Genomic DNA, 18,593 nt, shown 5'->3' on the forward strand with positions numbered 1-18,593 from the left:
TTAAAGTTTATTTCTCAGTGATGTAATGTGTGCAATATGATGGTTCCCGTGCCAAGCATAGAAACCCAGATTGTACTCCAAAGGTGTAGTTTTTCCAGACTCGGGGTGATGAAAGGTTCTCTTATAATCCTCAGCAGTAAGCGATTTAAGCAGGATAACCCAACGGGTATGCAGCGCCTCAATCAACGCCAGAGATATATGAATATCTGCCGTAGAATCGAACAGCTCCGCCCAACGATCTTCATAATAAGGTCTAATCGTCGGATTGTCTTCCGTCAGCGCCAGCTTAAATCGAATGTAGCTATTCATATGGCTGTCAGCAATGTGATGCACAACCTGTCGACTGCTCCAGCCTCCCTCCCTATAGGGAAGGTTAAGCTGCTCTTCGCTAAGTCCATGAACTGCAGCTTTAAGTTTCGCAGGAACTCCCTCTATGTCTTGGATCCAAGCTTCACGCTGCTGTTCAGAAATGTCTCCTTCGAATTCAAAGCTACCTATAGGATACCTCTCATCCATAATATCTCGCTCCTTTGTCTGGGGAATCATTGATTCTTATCCGGTAATTTTCTTGACCCTACCTACCTGTCCGTCGGCAAGTCGAACCTTAATCCCATGCGGATGACGGGGTGAGTTGGTCAAAATATCTTTGACGGTGCCATGGGTGAGCTTCCCGGTGGCTTGGTCCTGCTTCAGTACAATATCAACCTCAAGCCCGGCACGGATATCTGCTCTTACTTGCCCATTCATTACGATCACCCCTTTCTTGAACGGAAATTATTCTTGCTGTTATTATACCAAAAGAATGAATGGCGTTATAATGGAGCCAACTTATCTACAGATGGGAATGAGACAGCTATGGCCTTCGGAGTGAAAAGAGAAGAATTAAACGCATGGAAAAAAGCGGTCTCTAACGGGGAGATCGCCTTTTTAACCCATTATTGGCTGGATCCGCGGTTTCCCGGTATCACTACCGTCACCAAGGTAGGCTGCGCTGACCTTGATCGTCTTGCAGCCTGGTGTATTACTAACGAATTGCCTCCACAGCATATTCATAATCGGTCGCCGTTCCCCCACTTTGATCTCATCGGACCTAAACAACCGGAAATCCTTCGGCAGGAGGGGCTATGGGATCAGTTGAAACGGTTTAAGATGAACTGAGCTGAGTCTTACTTTTCACGCCGTAAATCTTCCATGATTTTGCGGCCCGTCGGGGTCTGAGCCAATCCGCCGCCGGCGGTCTCGCGATGCTTCTCAGGCATGGCTGATCCAACCTCCAGCATAACCTTGATAACTTCATCAGAGGGGATTACACTGCGCACACCAGCTAATGCCATATCGGCTGCTGCAAGTGCCGTGACCGCACCAAAGCCGTTACGGACAATACACGGAATCTCCACCAGACCTCCAACAGGATCACAGATCAGACCCAGTGTGTTCTTGAGTGCCAATCCAACAGCGTGCATCGCCTGGGCCGGAGTTCCGCCGCGCAGCTCCGTTAGAGCACCCGCCGCCATACCTATAGCTGAGCCCACCTCTGCCTGACAACCGCCTTCTGCACCGGATACAAAAGAGTTATTGGCAATGACATAACCGATAGCTCCGGCAGCAAACAATCCGTACACCATGAAGTCATCATCCCACCCAAAGCGTTGCTGACAGCTTAAAAATACGCCAGGAATAATGCCGCAAGAACCGGCTGTAGGCGTTGCTATTATACGTCCCATCGAGGCATTCACTTCAGAAACCGCCAGTGCATAGGCCATAGCTTCTCCAGCTGCGCCCCCCAGGCAGGGTTCTGCTGCGGCATTATATGCACCGACACGCTGGGCGTCCAGACCCGTAAGTCCGCTGCGCGAGGTTGTATTTTCATTCATACCGCGGTGTACAGCCTCTTTCATCACTCCATAATATTGACTCATCTTGGCGAATTCTTGCTCTTGGGTTCGCCCGGATTCCGCACTTTGCTCCTCGAGCATTAAGGCGCCGATGCTTAAATTACGTTTTTCACATAAAACAGCCAACTGGCTTAATGTTTGAAAATTCATGATGTACTTTCCTTCCCCTTATCGTCTTGCTTCAATTCTTGTATCTCGTTTAGATCCACCAGCGTTACCGATTTCACAGCAGGCAAGGCCTTCAAATCTTGAAGCAGCTCCGGCGTAGCCGACTCATCCAGCTCAAGCACGGTTAATGCTGCCCCGCTGCGGTTTTTTCGATCCAGGGACATATGCCCAATATTGAACTTCCCCTTGCGCATAACATCCGTTACACTCGCCAGAACACCCAAATAATCCATATGGTTAATGAGAATCGTAGGATACATACCGCTCAGCTTCACGCCGAAGCCGTCAATGTCCACAATCTCGATATTGCCGCCGCCAATAGAAATACCGGTGAGCGTAAGCTCACTGCCGCTATCTTTCCCAGTTAGCCGCAGTTGCACCGTATTTGGATGAGGAAACAATCCTGCTCCTTGCCGGAATGATATTTCCATTCCCAGCTCTTCAGCCAGTTCTATGGAATCAGGCAGACGGGGATCATCCGTGGAGAAGTCCAGCAGTCCGCCGGCAATCGCCCGATCCGTTCCATGGCCCTGATAGGTTGCTGCAAACGAACCGAAGAAAATAACCTCCGCCAAGCGCGGCATTTCTCCCAGCACCTGCCGGGCCGCTCTGCCGATTCGAGCCGCACCCGCCGTATGTGAACTCGAAGGCCCCACCATTGCCGGGCCAATAATAGAGAATACATCCTTAAATCTCATATAAAAGCCTCCACCTTGAATACTATACTTTCAAAAATTCGACAGATATGATTTAGACCCAACCGAATTGCTTAATATAGTATACTGCACAGACGACATACCTACACGTTAATAATTAACGTCATTTACAAATGGTTATGTATCCTGGGAATACAGGGCAATCCCATCCCTAAACTGCCAACCGAGTCCGCTCCAGAAACCCCGTCCCCCCTCATTGTCTCCAATCACCATTAGATGACATTTGGCGATTCTTTCCTCACGAAGTTTGTTCAGGCATCTGTTCACCAGTGCCCGTCCAACACCCATACCCCGGTAGGAGGTGCTCACGGCAACATGATATATATATCCCCGACGCCCGTCATGTCCGCATAGAGCCGTACCTGCAATAGTACCGTCCTCATCCTCGCAAATCTGACTTAAACCGACATTTCGCTGTAAGTAACGCGTAATTTCTTCTTCAGAATCAGCTGAACTGAGCCCCATACCCTCTGTTTTCTCCCATAACTTGTAGGCAGCGGAATAATCTTGTTCTAACATTTCCCTATAAATCATGACTCCGCTCCTCTCCCTAACGGTTCTTCACGAACCGATACCCTGTAATTTGATAGCCCATCGACTCGTAAAAAATATGGGCTTCACGAACCCTTCCCATACCACTCGCCAACCAGGTACCTATGCAGCCTCGCTCGGAAGCCAAATGTTCCGCATAAGCGATAAGACTTTTACCAATTCCGCGTCTTCGAACTCTCCGATCGGTAACCAGCAGGGAAACTTCCCCGTAACGGCCCTTTTCATTATTTTCCCGGAGTCTGAAGCCCAGGGCCCCCAAGACAGATGTTTTCCCCTCGCCGGTAGTCTCCGTGCACACATACAGCTCCTCTGTAGGACTCCTGTCGATAAAATCAAGACGGCGTTCCATCTCCTCGGGTAAAAGAGGTCTTCCGTTCAACTGCTCCATTAACCGACATAAGCCCTTGATATCCTCATTGGAGGCTTTACGGATCTGTAATTCCATGCAACTTCAACTCCTTCACGTACCATAGAATGTTCTATTGATTATATCAATGTAACATGTACCATCTGACCTAATCTACAAGGCATATGGACGAAGTTCATTAGTAATTATCACAAAATTTCATAAATTCATTTGGCGTTCCCTGTCGTTTGCACCCTTTTTTGGGCGGGTGAATAGAAATATACGAGCACATCAAGTTATCACAACGGGAGGAGTAACGCCGGCTTCATTTGAAGGGTGGATCTCGCTCCCAATGAGGGGACAAAACCAGTATGAACAAAACCCATTTTGACGAAATTCCGTCCGTCCGCCTGACAGCCGGAATGTATGCCCTCAGTAAATTGGCATGCGCAGGGCTAACCTTTCTTCTACTGTCTTTATTCGTACTCTGGGTGCCGGAAATCGAAGGCAAACCTCAGGGGTGGCCGGTCACCATCCCCTATGCCGTCTATGTCTATGGATTGACCGCATCTCTAGCAGCAGACGTCCTTCTTCGCCTACTGTCTCATAAATCTCCGGTTTTGAGCCTGATATTGTATGGACTTTCGGGCCTCGGGGCCGGACTGTGGGTAGCGGCGGAGGAAGGTGGCGTGTGGCTGCAGTGCGCCGTAGCGGGGGTATTGCTCCTGCTGATCTTCTACGCCACAGAGCTTATAACAGATCGGGCACCGCTGCTGCTCCCCGTATTCGCGCTGTTTGCTCCACTGCTTTACCTGCTGCTTATGTGATCCCAATGTCTATAAGGCTTCAATAATATCCCCAGCCATTAATGCAGACGGATCTTGCCGTTGATGTGACGCTCTTTCTCCGGCCAGTCCATGCAGGTATACACCGAATGCCGCAGCCTGTGTCGCATTCAATCCCTGTGCAAGCAGGCCGGAAATCATACCGGTAAGCACATCCCCGGCACCTCCGGTACCCATTGCTGGGCTGCCGGTTGTGTTAATAAAAGCTTGCCCCTCCGGGGTTGCGATGACGGTGTGTGCTCCTTTTAGCACAAGCGTAACGCTGTACTCTCGGGCATAATCAAGAGCCAATTGAATGCGGTTCCGCTGAACCTCAACCGTAGATATACCCGCCAGCCGGGCCATTTCACCGGGATGGGGAGTCAAGATAACCGGATGACGACGACTTGTCCAAATCCGGTAGTCGGTTTCAGCAAGAATATTCAGGGCATCTGCATCCAGCACCAGCGGACAATCCGTACCTTCCCAAATGGAACGCAGCCACTCTGTATCTCCCGCAAACCGACCCAGACCGGGGCCGGCAGCGGTAACATCGCGCTCGGCACTAAGCTTCAGCACCTCCACAGCGGTATCCTTATTCCAACTGCCGTCTTCTTCGCCACCAACCTCTGCCAGCATAAGCTCAGGTACAGAACCTATGGCATAGGGAAGCAGCCTCCGCGGGAGCGCCCAAGTCACGAGACCACAGCCGGCACGCAGTGCTGCCCGGGAGGCAAGCAGACCCGCACCGCTCATCCGCAGGGTACCACCTGCAAGAAGTACATGCCCGTAGGTTCCCTTATGTCCTTCGGGCGAACGTTGGCGTGAAGTATCCACGTTAAGAACATCACGAAGGACGGCGGGGGTCAGCCAGTACACGGCTGACCCCTGTTTGCGCACCAGAGCGGATGGAATCCCGATGGAGCGAACCACGATATGCCCGGCAGCTCCTGCGCCGGGGTACTGCAGCAGGCCTCGCTTGAGAAACGCGAGGCATACCGTAACGGACGCATGAATGCACGGCTCATGCGTCTGCCCCGTGTCCGCGTCCAGCCCGCTAGGGATGTCCGCGGACACGATGGGCTTGCCGCTGCTGTTCGCGGCGGCAATCAGCTCCGCATAGGTGCCGCGCGGGGCACCCGCGGCACCCGTGCCGAGCAGCGCGTCCAGTATGCCGCTGTATGCGGCGATGTCCAGCCTGTCCCTGCCGTAGACTACGGCGGACAGGCCCATCGCCGCAGCGGCATCGCGCTGCAGGGCAGCTTCGCCGGTCAGCGACTCCGGCGGCACAGCATACACCAGCGTGACGGCGATGCCCGCCTCGCTGAGGTGACGTGCGGCGACCAGTCCGTCGCCGCCGTTATTGCCTTTGCCGACCAGGACGAGCCATCGCTCGGCGGCGGCAGTGCCCAGTGTCAGCGCGGCATCTCCGCTGACATGGAACCCTTCGCGGCTCCCATTCCAAGCCGCGGGCTCTACCTTCTCTTGCCGCTTGCATAGCGCAATAATCTCCTCCGCAATGGCCCGCCCGGCGTTCTCCATCAACGCAATCGCCGGAATGCCCAGGCCCTCTATGGTCTCACGGTCCAGTTGACGCATTTGCTCTGCAGTTACCACATACATGGCTTAACCCTCCGTTCACTTACACTTTCGCTGCATCTTCACGTACACTCTTTACTTGCCCTTTATCTATTCTCTCTTCTCTCTTCTTCTTTTATTAAGATTCTAATAAGCTACTGTAAATCGGGTACGGCTGTAGTTGCCTTCTTCCAGCTCATCGATAATAGCTACCGCATAATCTTCAACACTGATCACACTGTTCCCGTTCTCATCTACTACCAGTTGATCCAGACCGATACGGAACTGCCCTGTACGGCGGCCCGATTGAATAACAGCCGCAGGTGAGGCATAAGAATAATCCAGCTCCGAACCGCTGTAAATTTCATAGGCATCGGAATGCGCAGCAGCTAACGGTCTTAGCTCTGTCGGGAAATCTCGTGTATCCATCAGCATTTCTCCCGACTCCGTTCGGAGACTACCTGCCCCTCCCACTATAATCAGTCGGTTAAGTCCTGCGGCAGTCAGTCCTTCTACTAACGAACTTGCAGCCTCAAGCAGTTCCCGTTCCTGTCCCCATTCCGGTCCATAGGCGCTAATTGCAGCCTTATGCCCATGGGCAGCAGCGCTAACTGATGCAGGGTCCAGAATATCCACTTTCAGCGTACGCAGACGTTCATGGACAACATCCAACTTATCCGGTTGACGTACAGTCGCCGTAACTTCATGCTTCCGCTTCAGGGCCTCTTGCAATATAGCCCGTCCAATGTTTCCCGATGCACCAAACAATACAACATTCATCTTAAATTCCTCGCTTTCTCAGTTTAAAGTACAGTCCGGCCTTCCATCATAATTTATCCTATATCCACCATCCGAAACCCTTTTGTAAGAGAATGATGTTAATATGAAACGATTCCTGTCTTTAGCCGTAAAAGCAATTATTAAAACATATACTTTCAATATACATTAAAAAAGGTTGGTGAACTAAGATGTCTCCTTTAGCCAAGTTACTAAAATGGGGAACTTTTGCGTACGAGGCTTTCCTCGCACTGCCGATTATCGGCGGATTATTTGTTCTAGCTAACGGATGGATTCCGCTAGGCATTGCATTCCTGCTTCATGCTTTAGCTATTATTGTGTTATTTAAGGAACGTGGACCTGTGATCGGGAACGTTGTTGGTGTGGTTACCTCTATCATAGGCTTCATCCCTATTGTCGGATGGGTTATGCATGGAATTACAGCTCTTATACTGCTTGTGGAGGGTATTTCTACTTCCCGGCGAACACCGCGTTATTAAGCAAGACATGCAGAAGAGGGTGTCCCATAACTTGGGACACCCTCTTTTTGTGGGGAGTCGGATAGACAGCTTTGCGAATTATCATACCGTCAGAGACCATAAGATAAATTTTTGACTTACCCTAGAAATTGAAACAGTGACCGCTAAGGACGAGAAATAAAGCAATAGACTGTCACTGTTACATTGAACTATCGTTTCCCGTTAGCGGAATAACTAAATTATGGCATAGTCATAAACAGATTGTTTATTATGTTATTTACCCATTCATAAGTGAAAATAGCCGTAAGTAACAAGGCGAAAGTACTTGCAGTAATCTTATTGAGTCTTGGGATTATTCCAATAAGTTTGTACATTAAAAAAAAGCATAATATCGTTGCCATCAGAAGTAAGAGAACAGGTATCCACATTATATTTCCCTTCCTTTTTAGTCTAACTTTGATACTAAATTAGCATATCAAAAACGCAGCCTGCTCCGTAATTTATAGCGAGGTTACGAACTTCACCTCCGGAAAGCGGCTATCCGGTCCTTTCATTAAGGCTCCGCCTTGATTTTTCAGATACATATCGAAGAAATCCAGCATATAAGCATTGATAACGGAGTTTGCTCTTTCGGGCGCAATCTTTCCTGTAATGCCCAGCAAGTTGAATATCGGAGAAATGAACTGTACGTCGGCAAAATTCAAATGCTCCGTATTTTCGATAATGAGGACTTGTCCCCCTTCGTCGACCGCTTCGCTCATCCGTTTAAGCTCCAACTTTTTATCTTCCGTTACTTGATCCTCCCACTCTCTTGTCGAGCCCATACGGTTAAGCTCTGTATCCGTGTAGACCCGGTTATCCATCACCCTTTTTAATTTTTCGGAATAGCTTTCCGAGTTGATGAACAAAACCGGCTTTCGCAGACTCACCGTGTCACGCAGTCGATAAAGCCCTCCATCAAGGTCTATTCCAACCACGATTCGCGGATCGTAAGAAGCGTCATAGGCCGTCGCTCCGCCGATGGAATGACCGAACACCCCGACATGACCGAGATCCATCCTCCCTTTTAGATGACTTGGAATCTGCCCCGATTGGATGAGCTCGAATTGGTCCAACGTAAACGACACATCGTCGGTTAACACTTTTCCCAACTTATCTCGAATTTCCCTTCCTGTCTGGTAATCATCGTCGGATGAGAATAAGTCGTCGGTTGTGCTAGTCGTGATTCGACCGTCCGGAAACTCGGTTGCTAATGTATTGTAGGTGTGGTCGATCACGGCCACAATATATCCGTGACTCGCGAAATTTTCGGCTTGCGCTGTGTGAAGGAACCTGGAAGACCCGTTGCCGGGGTTCGCAAGGATCAGCGGGTATGAAGTCTGTGCCGAAGAGATTTCTGCATCCGAATAAGCATGACTGGATACGTACTTCAGGTGTTGAAAAGTAAACCCGGGAAGACCATAGTTCGCAGCCATATAACGTAAAATCCGGGTATCGGGAATAAAAGAAGCGCGCTTGCCACTGCCAGCTTGAGTCGGATACCATACCTGAACCATCAATTCTCTCTTACCCTCTCTGGCTTCGTCGAAAATCTCTTCCCTCTTTGTATCCACGAAATGAAAAGTTTGCGTTCCTACCTTAAATTCGCCTGTCAATTCAGGGAGTTTAAATACAGGAAAAGCATACATGAGGCCCGCTGTTCCGACCAGCATGATCGCTATTGCGGTATAAACTGAACCCAACAGGAATCGGGGGATTTTTTTGAAACTGTTTTTTTTTAAATAGCTATAACCTGAAATCGCTAAAAAAATGATCGTTATGCAATATGGGAAAAACAGCTGAATTCTGTATCCTTCCACTGTCCAATGAATGACCAGTAAAACTGCGGCGATCCCGCTTGCAACGAATACTGTAATTCTACGCCGTCCTTTTTTTAATAGGACTGTTAATGCAAACAAGCCGATGTTTGACAAATATATCAATAATTCAAACAATCTCATCTCAAGTCTCCTTTTAAAAAGTTTCCATTTTCATTTGTTCCAATCTTACCTTCCAGGCAAGCCTAAGCCCCCCTCCTTTCTTCGCTACTTTAGTATAAAGACGGTTTCGGAATCCAAAATGTATCAGTTTCGTTACTGTAAACTGCCGTTACTTCAATATAAAAAGCAGATGGCATCAGCAATCTGCTCTTTACGCTATCGTTTCCCGTTAGTTAATTCGTGTAAATATAAACTCATTCACTTCAGGTAAATAAACTTGTTTACCTTCCAATAGGAAACTATCTCCGTTTAATACCAAAGTTGTTTTTTTATTCGATCTTAAATGTATGATTATGCGGGCAGGGCCACCTTTTGGAGTAGGACCTTTATATTGCGTTATATTATCCTCCTGCACTCCCTTTAACAATGATACAAGTATATAAATTTCATTTTTCTTTAACATAATTCGGTTATTGACTAACCACTTGATTTCAGCGAAATTAATATCGTTTACTGATAATTTAAAGAGACCCAAATTCATCGTTTCATCTGACTTTTCATTGCTAACAGCATGAAAATTAATCGCTTTGTATCCATCTGTACTAGCTTTGAAAGTGATTTGAACTATATCCGATGTAGAATCTTGCTTCGTAACTCTCCCTTCAAGTATGAATTCTTGTAAAGGATAAGAATCTGATTTCTTTATCGGTATGATACGAGCGTTGCCGATGAGAAAGTTATTATCATACTCCTTTCTAAGTACGCTCATAAACTTAGGACGTAGTTCAAAAATAAGGACCTCTTCCAAGCACTTACGTTGAATATCGGCATTATATTTAGTTGGTGACTCCTCGCTGTAAGCTTCAGTACAATGCATTACTGTAAAGTTAGATAGCCCTATTACCCAAACCAAAATTATACGCTTCCACCACATGAGAAATAACCTCCATCTTTTTTGGTTATTTTGTCCAAGTGGTTATCGAGCTATCCTGCCCATTAGCGTAATGAAAAGGTCAGCCGATCGTCTGGCCGGCTGCCGTCGTGTCTGAATTGAATTATTGTTTCCATTAGAGCTTAATACCCTGTTTAGAGGGAGATTTTCCCTATAAATCATAAATAAAACCGTTTAATCAACCTATAGAGGAAAAAACTCCCTATAAATTCAACGAAACTATCTATATTGAGCCAAAACCTGAAATTTTAGGGGAGAATTCCTTCTAAATGACTCCAGGGGGGTTGAATCCTTATATTAGTAGTAAAAATTCCTTCTAAGGGTAATATGATTACCATAGGAGAGATAGCAAGCGCCTTGTATCTGAATCAACGTTACTGCGTTTATAAGAAGCATCCATGCAAACCGTTGGTAGTCCATGATCAACTTTGAAAAACAAAAGAACCGTCCCATTCGTAGAAAATTCTACTAATAGAACAGCCCCTTCTTTTATACTATAAATTCTCTGAATTCCCTTGACGGGATCACTAACTCCGCCCTGCAGAACGGGAATCGGTCCGCCGGCTTCCGGCTTCTCCACTAATTCGTGCTGAGCTATTCTCAAAACGTTTACGCTCTGTTCGCTCCATTTGAACAATCTGGCCTTCATGCACAACAATATGCAATGAGCCGAATTCCATATCATCCAAAAGTTCTGCAATCCGTTCCAACCATATTTCATCCACCTTCAGCGGTTTAGCCATTCTCCAGCCTCCCTTTCCCCGGACGGGGGTTTATCCCAAATAAATCCCGTAATTACCTACCTACATACTATGTTTTAAATTAGCATGGAACAAAACGGCTGTCAATGGACACTTTTACGGGTTAACCAGCTTTTGATAATCATCGTTACGAGGGCTAACAGCAGCAGGAGAGAAGCCACCGCGAAGGATGCGGAGAACTGATATTCGTTATATAAGATTTCGACATGCAATGGGAGCGTATTGGTTTCTCCGCGAATATGCCCTGACACTACAGAAACCGCACCAAACTCTCCCATCGCCCGCGCGTTACATAATATGATCCCGTACAGCAAACCCCACTTGATGTTAGGAAGCGTAACTCTGAAAAAGATTTGCCAGCCTTTCGCACCTAATGTGATTGCCGCCTCTTCTTCCTGCGTTCCCTGATCCTCCATAAGCGGGATTAATTCCCGCGCCACAAACGGAAAAGTTATAAACAAAGTCGCCAGAATGATACCCGGCAAGGCAAAAACAACTTTGATATCATGGTCGCTCAACCAAGGTCCAAACCAGCCCCGAGCGCCAAAGATCAGTACAAAAATCATTCCGCCAATAACAGGTGATACCGCAAAAGGCAAATCAATCAGCGTTATAAGCAGTCCTTTACCCCGGAACCTGAATTTAGTAATGGCCCAAGCGGCAATGACCCCGAATACCGTATTCAGCGGAACGGTAATGGCAGCGATGAGTATGGTAAGTCTAAGAGCCGAACGTGCATCAGGATCGGTCAAGGCCGCCAGATATACATCCCACCCCTTCTTCAACGATTCCGTCAGCACGATGATCAGCGGAAGAGCAATCAGCCACAAGAGCACCAGCCCGGCTGCTCCAATCAGAACCCACTTTACTAGGGATGATTCTGTGGTAGCGGGTGAAGATGAACTCTTCTTTGGACGAGCGGCGGCATAGATGGGAACGGTACCCGCCATAAGTATTCCTCCTAACCGTTTTATGGTCTAAAATTAGCTTGATGTCTTCCGTGCCCACCGCTGAAGCGTGTTAATGACCAGCAGCATGAGGAAAGAAATCAGTAGAAGTATTAATGCAACAGCCGTTGCGCCGGCGTAGTCGTATTGCTCCAGCTTAGACATGATGAGCAGCGGAGCAATCTCTGTTCTCATCGGCATGTTGCCGGAGATGAATACAACCGATCCGTATTCGCCAATCCCGCGGGCAAACGCCAGCGCAAAGCCTGTTAGTAAGGGAGGGAACAATTCTGGCAGAAGAATGGTGAAAAAAGTTCGCAAGCGTCCCGCTCCCAGCGTCGCCGCCGCCTCCTCCATATCCTTTTCCATATCCTCCAATACCGGCTGAACGGTACGAACCACGAACGGAATTCCAATAAACATCAGAGCGATCGTAATGCCCAGAGGTGTATAGGCCACCTTAATCCCCAACGGATCCAACATCGACCCGATCCAACCGTTGGCGGCATAAAGAGCGGTCAGCGATACACCTGCTACGGCTGTCGGCAACGCAAAGGGCAGATCAATCAAAGCATCAAATATCCTCTTTCCGGGGAAGTCGTACCGCACCAATACCCAAGCGAGGAGCAGACCCAGAAATCCATCCACAAAAGCTGCGGCGGCAGCTGTACCCAGGCTTACCCGGTACGAAGCCAGAACCCTGGGATCTGTCGCCACATCCCAGAATTTACTCCAGCTCAACCCTGTCGAATTGAAGAGCAGCGCAGATAAGGGCAGCAGCACAACCAGACTCAAGTATAATACGCTGAAACCCATCGTTAGCCCGAAGCCAGGTAGCACTCTCCGCTTTGCCGCACTAGTATTGGTGACAGTCATCCTTCAATCATCCTCTCCCTGCCTTCGGCTCTTTAGCCGATTAGCACTTCCCACAACCGCTTAGCTGAAGCTATTAACTGCCGGGAACGTAAATCTTGTCAAATATACCGCCGTCATTAAAGTGTTTCTCTTGCGTTTCTTTCCAGGTTCCAAATTTATCTGCCAGTGTGAACAGCTTGATCTCCGGGAATTTATCCTTGAACTGTTCTTTTACACTATTCAGGGTAGGGCGATAGTAGTTCTCTGCAGCGATGGTTTGCCCCTCTTCACTGTAAAGATATTTGAGGTAAGCTTCAGAAACCTCTCTTGTTTCTTTTTTATCCACTACCTTATCGACAACGGCTACAGGAGGCTCTGCCAGAATGCTCTCGGACGGGTTAATAATTTCGAATTTATCGGGTCCCAATTCCTCTACTGACAGATAAGCTTCATTCTCCCAAGCAATCAACACATCACCGATCCCACGCTCTACAAAAGTTGTAGTCGAACCCCGCGCACCTGTATCCAGTACGGGTACATTCTTGAATATGCCTTTTACAAACTCTTCAGCCTTAGCTTCATCATTATTATTGTGATCCAGTGCATAACCCCAAGCCGCCAGATAGTTCCACCGTGCTCCTCCAGAGGTCTTCGGATTCGGAGTAATCACATCTACATCTTTCTTAAGCAAATCCGGCCAGTCTTTAATTCCCTTCGGATTGCCTTTACGTACCAGAAATACTATGGTCGATGTATAAGGGGAGCTGTTAAGATCGAACTTGCTCTGCCACCCTTCATTAATAAGACCCTCTCCCTGCAATGCGTCGATATCATATCCAAGCGCCAATGTGACTACATCTGCTTCAAGACCGTCTAGAACAGCACGGCTTTGTTTGCCTGAACCGCCATGGGATTGCTTAATGGTAACCTTCTGTCCGGTTTCCTTCTCCCAATAAGCAGAAAAGGCTTTATTATAGCTCTCATACAACTCTCGGGTTGGATCATAAGACACGTTCAACAATTCAACCGGATCCTTGGCAGTTGGCGCTTTCGTCACGGAGTTAGCAGCATTTGTGGCCGTTGAGGCATTGGCAGCATTAGTCTTACTATTATTGGTTCCGCAAGCTGTAAGCCCTGCTGTAAGTACCCATGCAAAACCCGTAATAAGCCCTTTTTTAATTATCTTATTCATCCCTAACCACTCCCCCAATGTTGTTAAAAAAAAGAACGAAGGAAGCCCATTGTGGGCAGGTCAAACCGGTTCATCTACAACCGTGTCTGCGAGCCTTATAACGGGCGTTCCTCCGTTCGTACGGTAAGAACTATCAAATTTAATTATTCCTACCTGCTTAGTAGGTTATAAAGCTAATCATACGGATTCCCCTTTGTCCTGTCAAACCTTTTTTTCTCTATATTAGTCTTCCGTTATACCCATACCTAAACGGTGGGTGATGTTCCTGCAAGACCCACTTGTCATCTATGCTGTAAAGTAATATTATTGCTACATCTTATGGGAAGCTGAATAATCACCGCAAAAGTCGGGGGAGAACATCAATCATGGGTATGGAGATAGAATATGTCCCTGCGCCGGCGAGGCCGCGGCTGCATCGGCGCATATTTGGTGAAATGGGTCGGCGGATTAGGGAAACCTACCGATACGATACCGTACTATGGCGAACAGCTTTAGCCGGTCTATGGATCGCTTGTTTTTTAGTCTTTGCAGTTACCATGCTGGGTGTGCCTACAGGGTTTGGAATCCCGGCTGATATTACACTGGCAGCCGGAGCTGGAACCATTGTACTCGCGTTTGCAGGAAATCTACTGGCTGTACTGCTGTCATTGACAGGACTACGAGCTCCACGTTTATTCTTAGGAAGTTTACTAACGGATATAGGCATCATTTTTACTATCCTTTATTACAGTGATCTCGAAATAGAAGCAGCTGCTGCGGTAGCTATTCTGGTCTCCTTGCTGGGGGCAGTCTTAGGGCTGGTTATAGGACTGTTCCGGAGCAAACGTATAATTATGGGTCTGCTACTGGCAGCCATGCTGACCCTGTCGCCACTTACTTTGGCGATTGGCGGTTCAGAGGAGATCCCTGTTAGCGGCAGCCCTACCTTTAATAACCGTGTTGACCCGTTGACAGCCTTGAACCCCGGACTTCCGGGGTCTTATGCCTATCACAGCTTTACGTATGCTAGCGGTCGAGACCCGCACCGTGAAGAATATGGGGCAAAGGCAGACTTATTGTCCTCTGCCGTAGACGCTTCTGCTTATATAAAAGATTGGCCGCAGCTGCGTTCTCTTTTCTGGGGATTTGATTACAGCTCTCTACCACTCAACGGACGTGTCTGGATGCCCGATGGAGAAGGACCTTTTCCAATCCTGCTCATGGTGCATGGCAATCATATGATGGAGGACTTCTCAGATGGGGGCTATGCCTATTTGGGGGAACAGCTGGCAAGCCGCGGCTTCATCGCGGTCTCTCTGGATGAGAACTTTTTGAATTACTCCGCTTGGTCAGGCATTCCCGACAAAGATTTCGAGGTTAGAGCTTGGATGATATTGAAGCATCTGGAGCAAATTCGAGACTATTCGGAGAAGCCGGATAATCCCTTCTACCATAAAGTTGATTACGAGCAAACCGCCCTTCTGGGGCACAGCCGCGGCGGGCAGGCCGTCGCTATGGCTGCAGACGCTGCACGTTGGTTCAAGGGAGATTCCGCATTGGCTATAACCAAGCAGTTTCATATTACTTCGGTCATTGCCTTAGCACCTACCGACAAATCAATAGACAGTCAACAAGCCCGGCTTACCGATATTAGCTATTTAACACTGCAAGGTGCCCGCGATGGGGATGTGCATGACTTCTATGGAGATCGGCAGTATATTCGCTCGTCTTACTCCCGGGGTTCAAAGGCTTTTAAGAGTTCCTTGTACATCGCTGATGCCAACCATAGCCAGTTCAACAGCGATTGGGGTCTACGTGATCAATCCCTCCCGGCAGGGTTATTTCTTAGCCGCAGCGAGATCATGGACCCGAACGATCAAAGGCAAATTGCAAAGGTTTATGTATCTGCATTTCTAGAAACTACCCTTCATGGAAATAAAGAATATCTCGGATTGTTCCGCGACTACCGCAGCGGGTTGCAATGGCTGCCGGAGACCTCCTATTACAATCGATTCCAAGGCGGAGGTTACAGGCAGATCGTTACCTTTGATGAGGATCGTAATAAGACAACAGCCGGACGAAGCGGAACTGCTAATGCTGAAGGCCTGCGATGGACGGAGGATCTGGCTAAAGACCGTGAATCTAAGAGCAAAGCCACCTATGGTCTTGTCCTGGAGCGGACTGCCTTGAAGGATGCCAAAGCCGCTTACAGCATTCAACTCCAATCGGGTACTGTAAACGATGCTGCATTATCTGGTGCACTAGGCTTAACCTTCTCCATGTCTAACCTTAATCATTTTAACTCCGGGGATACAAGCCCCTCCGTAAGCCCCCCAGATATAGTGGTGGAGTTAACAGATAGCAACCAGAACACAGCACGTCTGGCACTTGCAGAGGTTAGGGAGGTTTTACCGCTTCCACGAACCCTGTTCACGTTGACTCCATGGTTGGAAGATCGCATCAGTGATCATAAATACGGCGATCCCTCTGAGGCTGTTTTTCAAACGTATGAGCTTCCATTCAGGAGATTTGCACAGGAGTTCCCCTCCTTCGAGCCGAAGACTATTGCAGAGATCACCTTTTATCTGCAAGGCCCCGGGGATAAAATTATGCTGGATGATATAGGCTTCTATGACGAAGGCACCTCATACCAATAACTATATGGCTCCATCTCAAAATTAGGGTTTGACCAAGAGTTTTCTGCTTGCTGAACCTAAAGATAGAGTTCGTCAGGAAACGGACAGAGAAGACCTTATTTGAGCAAAACCGGAAGATTGGGCAGACTTAAATAGCGCCTATACAGTCCGCAGCACAGAGGTGTGAGGTGAAAAGAGTCCGATCCTTGGTCTATTACATGACAAGGTCGGACTCTTTTGTTGTACTTAACTATGAGTCGATTTAATTAGAGGAATTTGATGCAGACCGGAGCCGAGACACCCAATTCATTTCCCGTAGGTATAAGCCGTCCGTTATCAGCATCTATAATAAAAGATGTAATCGTACCGCTGCTCTGATTGGCAACGAGCATAATATTATTAAAGATCGCGAAGTTGCGAGGGTTCCGCCCACCCGAGGTTTGCCAATCGGCAGCTGTCAGCAGACCGCTTGAATCATCAATAGTGAACAACACAATGCTATCATGACCCCTGTTGGAGGCATAAAGGAATCGCCCGCAGGAAGAGATATGAATATCAGCAGCCGTATCATCACTTCCCGCTATATAATGCTCTGGAAGCGTTGGAATATGCTGTAGAATGTTCAGATCCCCAAATGTCTCATCATTTGTGAATACCGTTACCGTATTATTTAACTCATTAATTGAATATACCCACTTTCCGGAGGGATGTAACGCCAGATGGCGCGGTCCCGATCCCGGTGGCAAGTTCACTTCACGATGAGTGGTCAGCAGACCGCCTTCCATACGGTAGAATATAATTTGATCCAGACCCAGATCGCATACCATCACTCGTTCCCCGCTGCTGTCTGGAATGATCGAGTGCGGATGAGGAGCGTCCTGTCGATCCTCGCGAACCCCTTGGCCGGTGTGCCGTACTTGGGAAGACATCTCTTGTAGCGAGCCGTCACTATTTACAGGAAATACATTTACGTTTCCCCCTGAGTAATTAGAGACGAATATGTAATCCTCTTTCTGACTAATTGACACATAACACGGGGAGCCTCCACCGGTTGATTGGCCTCCAAGGGAGGTGAGGGCTTTAGTCCCCGGATCCACAGAATAGGCATGAATTTCCCCGGCATCCTTTTCACTAACAGCATATAAAATAGTTCCTGCCCCGTTTAGCGCTAAATAAGAAGGATTCTCTATCCCTTTGGTTCCTTCAAGAGTCCTCATTTCACCTCCGGCAAGATTCAAGGTGCATAAGAATAGGGCTTCCTCTCCTTCTGGACTGTAAGTTCCAACAAAGAATAAAACTTGATCAGAGCGTTCCATAACAGCGACTCCTTTAAGATAGGGTGAATGATATTTACATGTAGATTGTTATATTTCACCACTATAGCATGTTTAGGTTTTGCATTCATCTGAGTATTGCTCCGCTGACTCTAGGACATACTTAAACTTAACTCGCCAAAATATGACACCTGATTTAAACGCTCAGCATTAGGTTATATAGTTAACATCCAAGACAATAACAAATTAAAAGGAGCTGAAGCATAATGAGTTTTTTATGGATGCTGATTGTTGGCGGTATTATCGGTTGGTTGGCAGGATTGATCATGGGTCGCGATATTCCAGGAGGAGTTATCGGTAACATCATTGCCGGTATCTTGGGTTCATGGCTAGGCGGATTGATTCTTGGCAGTTGGGGACCAGAGGTTGGCGGATTCTTTGTCCTTCCTTCATTAATAGGGGCCATTGTACTCATCTTTATCGTGAGTCTAATCCTCCGTTCGGTCGGTGGACGAAGCCGTTCTTAATGCCTACAACACCGTAGTTAGTTAATTTAAACTAGGGGCTGTCCCGAAAGCCATAGAATTGTGGCTGCCGGGATAGCCCCCTGCTTTTTTTTGTGCAAATCCCCTGCACAATCCCAGCATATTAACTCCCTAATGAAGGCTGCTTAGCTCAATGTT

The 18,593-nt window shown here is 47.8% G+C and carries 20 protein-coding genes; 5 read left to right on the forward strand and 15 right to left on the reverse strand.

Features of this window, described 5'->3' with window-relative positions; translation table 11 throughout:
- Together PWYN_RS09520 and PWYN_RS09525 are read right to left on the reverse strand one after the other, a co-directional pair.
- Nucleotides 1-516 carry a YfiT family bacillithiol transferase gene (locus PWYN_RS09520; RefSeq protein ID WP_157261124.1) on the reverse strand — a complete coding sequence of 172 codons (516 nt, stop codon included), beginning with the start codon at nucleotides 514-516 and terminating at the stop codon, nucleotides 1-3.
- A 36-nt stretch (nucleotides 517-552) separates the two neighbouring features.
- Nucleotides 553-747, reverse strand: coding sequence for a YwbE family protein (locus tag PWYN_RS09525; protein WP_036650698.1), 195 nt, complete (start codon nucleotides 745-747; stop codon nucleotides 553-555).
- Between the two features lie 108 nt (nucleotides 748-855).
- On the opposite strand from PWYN_RS09525, the gene PWYN_RS09530 reads away from it, so the two are divergent.
- Nucleotides 856-1,158, forward strand: coding sequence for a hypothetical protein (locus PWYN_RS09530; RefSeq protein ID WP_036653626.1), 303 nt, complete (start codon nucleotides 856-858; stop codon nucleotides 1,156-1,158).
- An 8-nt stretch (nucleotides 1,159-1,166) separates the two neighbouring features.
- Here the strand turns inward: PWYN_RS09530 and sdaAA are convergent, their stop codons facing one another.
- The 4 genes from sdaAA to PWYN_RS09550 all read right to left on the reverse strand — a co-directional run bounded on the left by sdaAA (nucleotide 1,167) and on the right by PWYN_RS09550 (nucleotide 3,776).
- On the reverse strand, nucleotides 1,167-2,045 hold the full coding sequence (gene sdaAA, locus PWYN_RS09535; RefSeq protein ID WP_036650700.1) for an L-serine ammonia-lyase, iron-sulfur-dependent, subunit alpha: 879 nt from the start codon (nucleotides 2,043-2,045) through the stop codon (nucleotides 1,167-1,169).
- The gene (gene sdaAB, locus PWYN_RS09540) at nucleotides 2,042-2,761 is read right to left on the reverse strand and encodes an L-serine ammonia-lyase, iron-sulfur-dependent subunit beta (RefSeq protein ID WP_036650703.1); all 720 of its coding nucleotides are present in this window, start codon (nucleotides 2,759-2,761) and stop codon (nucleotides 2,042-2,044) included. Before sdaAB ends, sdaAA begins: the two co-directional genes overlap by 4 nt.
- A gap of 135 nt (nucleotides 2,762-2,896) precedes the next feature.
- Entirely contained in the window at nucleotides 2,897-3,313 is a 417-nt protein-coding gene (locus PWYN_RS09545; RefSeq protein WP_036650706.1) for a GNAT family N-acetyltransferase, read from the reverse strand.
- Between the two features lie 16 nt (nucleotides 3,314-3,329).
- Nucleotides 3,330-3,776: a GNAT family N-acetyltransferase gene (locus PWYN_RS09550; protein ID WP_036650710.1), complete on the reverse strand. Its 447-nt coding sequence runs from the start codon at nucleotides 3,774-3,776 to the stop codon at nucleotides 3,330-3,332.
- A gap of 272 nt (nucleotides 3,777-4,048) precedes the next feature.
- On the opposite strand from PWYN_RS09550, the gene PWYN_RS27990 reads away from it, so the two are divergent.
- Entirely contained in the window at nucleotides 4,049-4,504 is a 456-nt protein-coding gene (locus PWYN_RS27990) for a hypothetical protein (protein WP_052087869.1), read from the forward strand.
- Nucleotides 4,505-4,513: 9 nt separating this feature from the next.
- Here PWYN_RS27990 and PWYN_RS09560 read toward each other — a convergent pair whose 3' ends face one another.
- Nucleotides 4,514-6,124, reverse strand: coding sequence for a bifunctional ADP-dependent NAD(P)H-hydrate dehydratase/NAD(P)H-hydrate epimerase (locus PWYN_RS09560; RefSeq protein ID WP_036650713.1), 1,611 nt, complete (start codon nucleotides 6,122-6,124; stop codon nucleotides 4,514-4,516).
- Nucleotides 6,125-6,226: 102 nt separating this feature from the next.
- Entirely contained in the window at nucleotides 6,227-6,859 is a 633-nt protein-coding gene (locus PWYN_RS09565; protein WP_036650717.1) for an NAD(P)-dependent oxidoreductase, read from the reverse strand.
- Between the two features lie 188 nt (nucleotides 6,860-7,047).
- On the opposite strand from PWYN_RS09565, the gene PWYN_RS09570 reads away from it, so the two are divergent.
- Nucleotides 7,048-7,356 carry a hypothetical protein gene (locus PWYN_RS09570; protein ID WP_036650720.1) on the forward strand — a complete coding sequence of 103 codons (309 nt, stop codon included), beginning with the start codon at nucleotides 7,048-7,050 and terminating at the stop codon, nucleotides 7,354-7,356.
- A 479-nt stretch (nucleotides 7,357-7,835) separates the two neighbouring features.
- Here the strand turns inward: PWYN_RS09570 and PWYN_RS09580 are convergent, their stop codons facing one another.
- From PWYN_RS09580 to PWYN_RS09605, 6 genes are all read right to left on the reverse strand, one after another.
- On the reverse strand, nucleotides 7,836-9,335 hold the full coding sequence (locus PWYN_RS09580) for an alpha/beta hydrolase family protein (protein ID WP_036650727.1): 1,500 nt from the start codon (nucleotides 9,333-9,335) through the stop codon (nucleotides 7,836-7,838).
- Nucleotides 9,336-9,543: 208 nt separating this feature from the next.
- The gene (locus tag PWYN_RS09585) at nucleotides 9,544-10,248 is read right to left on the reverse strand and encodes a hypothetical protein (protein WP_036650731.1); all 705 of its coding nucleotides are present in this window, start codon (nucleotides 10,246-10,248) and stop codon (nucleotides 9,544-9,546) included.
- Nucleotides 10,249-10,793: 545 nt separating this feature from the next.
- The gene (locus PWYN_RS09590) at nucleotides 10,794-11,009 is read right to left on the reverse strand and encodes a YezD family protein (protein WP_036650734.1); all 216 of its coding nucleotides are present in this window, start codon (nucleotides 11,007-11,009) and stop codon (nucleotides 10,794-10,796) included.
- A 101-nt stretch (nucleotides 11,010-11,110) separates the two neighbouring features.
- Nucleotides 11,111-11,977 (reverse strand): sulfate ABC transporter permease subunit CysW, encoded by an 867-nt coding sequence (gene cysW / locus PWYN_RS09595; protein ID WP_036650737.1) that lies wholly within the window; start codon nucleotides 11,975-11,977, stop codon nucleotides 11,111-11,113.
- Nucleotides 11,978-12,010: 33 nt separating this feature from the next.
- Complete coding sequence (gene cysT, locus PWYN_RS09600) at nucleotides 12,011-12,850, reverse strand: sulfate ABC transporter permease subunit CysT (RefSeq protein WP_036650740.1); 840 nt, start codon at nucleotides 12,848-12,850, stop codon at nucleotides 12,011-12,013.
- A 73-nt stretch (nucleotides 12,851-12,923) separates the two neighbouring features.
- Complete coding sequence (locus tag PWYN_RS09605) at nucleotides 12,924-14,021, reverse strand: sulfate ABC transporter substrate-binding protein (protein WP_036650744.1); 1,098 nt, start codon at nucleotides 14,019-14,021, stop codon at nucleotides 12,924-12,926.
- Nucleotides 14,022-14,386: 365 nt separating this feature from the next.
- Between PWYN_RS09605 and PWYN_RS09610 the strand changes: the two genes are divergently transcribed.
- Nucleotides 14,387-16,657 (forward strand): poly(ethylene terephthalate) hydrolase family protein, encoded by a 2,271-nt coding sequence (locus PWYN_RS09610; protein ID WP_036650748.1) that lies wholly within the window; start codon nucleotides 14,387-14,389, stop codon nucleotides 16,655-16,657.
- 245 nt (nucleotides 16,658-16,902) lie between these two features.
- On the opposite strand, the gene PWYN_RS09615 is transcribed toward PWYN_RS09610, so the two are convergent.
- The gene (locus tag PWYN_RS09615; protein WP_036650750.1) at nucleotides 16,903-17,952 is read right to left on the reverse strand and encodes a lactonase family protein; all 1,050 of its coding nucleotides are present in this window, start codon (nucleotides 17,950-17,952) and stop codon (nucleotides 16,903-16,905) included.
- Between the two features lie 224 nt (nucleotides 17,953-18,176).
- Here PWYN_RS09615 and PWYN_RS09620 point away from each other — a divergent pair, with 224 nt between their 5' ends.
- The gene (locus PWYN_RS09620; RefSeq protein ID WP_036650754.1) at nucleotides 18,177-18,437 is read left to right on the forward strand and encodes a GlsB/YeaQ/YmgE family stress response membrane protein; all 261 of its coding nucleotides are present in this window, start codon (nucleotides 18,177-18,179) and stop codon (nucleotides 18,435-18,437) included.
- Nucleotides 18,438-18,593: the final 156 nt, after the last annotated feature.

Origin of the sequence: Paenibacillus wynnii (genome assembly GCF_000757885.1) — a bacterium.
Classification (GTDB): domain Bacteria; phylum Bacillota; class Bacilli; order Paenibacillales; family Paenibacillaceae; genus Paenibacillus_AQ; species Paenibacillus_AQ wynnii.

Coding starts and splice junctions, on each gene's coding strand:
- PWYN_RS09520 (WP_157261124.1), bottom strand. CDS start 516: ATGGATGAGAGGTATCCTATAGGTAGCTTTGAATTCGAAGGAGACATT.
- PWYN_RS09525 (WP_036650698.1), bottom strand. CDS start 747: ATGAATGGGCAAGTAAGAGCAGATATCCGTGCCGGGCTTGAGGTTGAT.
- PWYN_RS09530 (WP_036653626.1), top strand. CDS start 856: ATGGCCTTCGGAGTGAAAAGAGAAGAATTAAACGCATGGAAAAAAGCG.
- sdaAA (WP_036650700.1), bottom strand. CDS start 2,045: ATGAATTTTCAAACATTAAGCCAGTTGGCTGTTTTATGTGAAAAACGT.
- sdaAB (WP_036650703.1), bottom strand. CDS start 2,761: ATGAGATTTAAGGATGTATTCTCTATTATTGGCCCGGCAATGGTGGGG.
- PWYN_RS09545 (WP_036650706.1), bottom strand. CDS start 3,313: ATGATTTATAGGGAAATGTTAGAACAAGATTATTCCGCTGCCTACAAG.
- PWYN_RS09550 (WP_036650710.1), bottom strand. CDS start 3,776: ATGGAATTACAGATCCGTAAAGCCTCCAATGAGGATATCAAGGGCTTA.
- PWYN_RS27990 (WP_052087869.1), top strand. CDS start 4,049: ATGAACAAAACCCATTTTGACGAAATTCCGTCCGTCCGCCTGACAGCC.
- PWYN_RS09560 (WP_036650713.1), bottom strand. CDS start 6,124: ATGTATGTGGTAACTGCAGAGCAAATGCGTCAACTGGACCGTGAGACC.
- PWYN_RS09565 (WP_036650717.1), bottom strand. CDS start 6,859: ATGAATGTTGTATTGTTTGGTGCATCGGGAAACATTGGACGGGCTATA.
- PWYN_RS09570 (WP_036650720.1), top strand. CDS start 7,048: ATGTCTCCTTTAGCCAAGTTACTAAAATGGGGAACTTTTGCGTACGAG.
- PWYN_RS09580 (WP_036650727.1), bottom strand. CDS start 9,335: ATGAGATTGTTTGAATTATTGATATATTTGTCAAACATCGGCTTGTTT.
- PWYN_RS09585 (WP_036650731.1), bottom strand. CDS start 10,248: ATGTGGTGGAAGCGTATAATTTTGGTTTGGGTAATAGGGCTATCTAAC.
- PWYN_RS09590 (WP_036650734.1), bottom strand. CDS start 11,009: ATGGCTAAACCGCTGAAGGTGGATGAAATATGGTTGGAACGGATTGCA.
- cysW (WP_036650737.1), bottom strand. CDS start 11,977: ATGGCGGGTACCGTTCCCATCTATGCCGCCGCTCGTCCAAAGAAGAGT.
- cysT (WP_036650740.1), bottom strand. CDS start 12,850: ATGACTGTCACCAATACTAGTGCGGCAAAGCGGAGAGTGCTACCTGGC.
- PWYN_RS09605 (WP_036650744.1), bottom strand. CDS start 14,021: ATGAATAAGATAATTAAAAAAGGGCTTATTACGGGTTTTGCATGGGTA.
- PWYN_RS09610 (WP_036650748.1), top strand. CDS start 14,387: ATGGGTATGGAGATAGAATATGTCCCTGCGCCGGCGAGGCCGCGGCTG.
- PWYN_RS09615 (WP_036650750.1), bottom strand. CDS start 17,952: ATGGAACGCTCTGATCAAGTTTTATTCTTTGTTGGAACTTACAGTCCA.
- PWYN_RS09620 (WP_036650754.1), top strand. CDS start 18,177: ATGAGTTTTTTATGGATGCTGATTGTTGGCGGTATTATCGGTTGGTTG.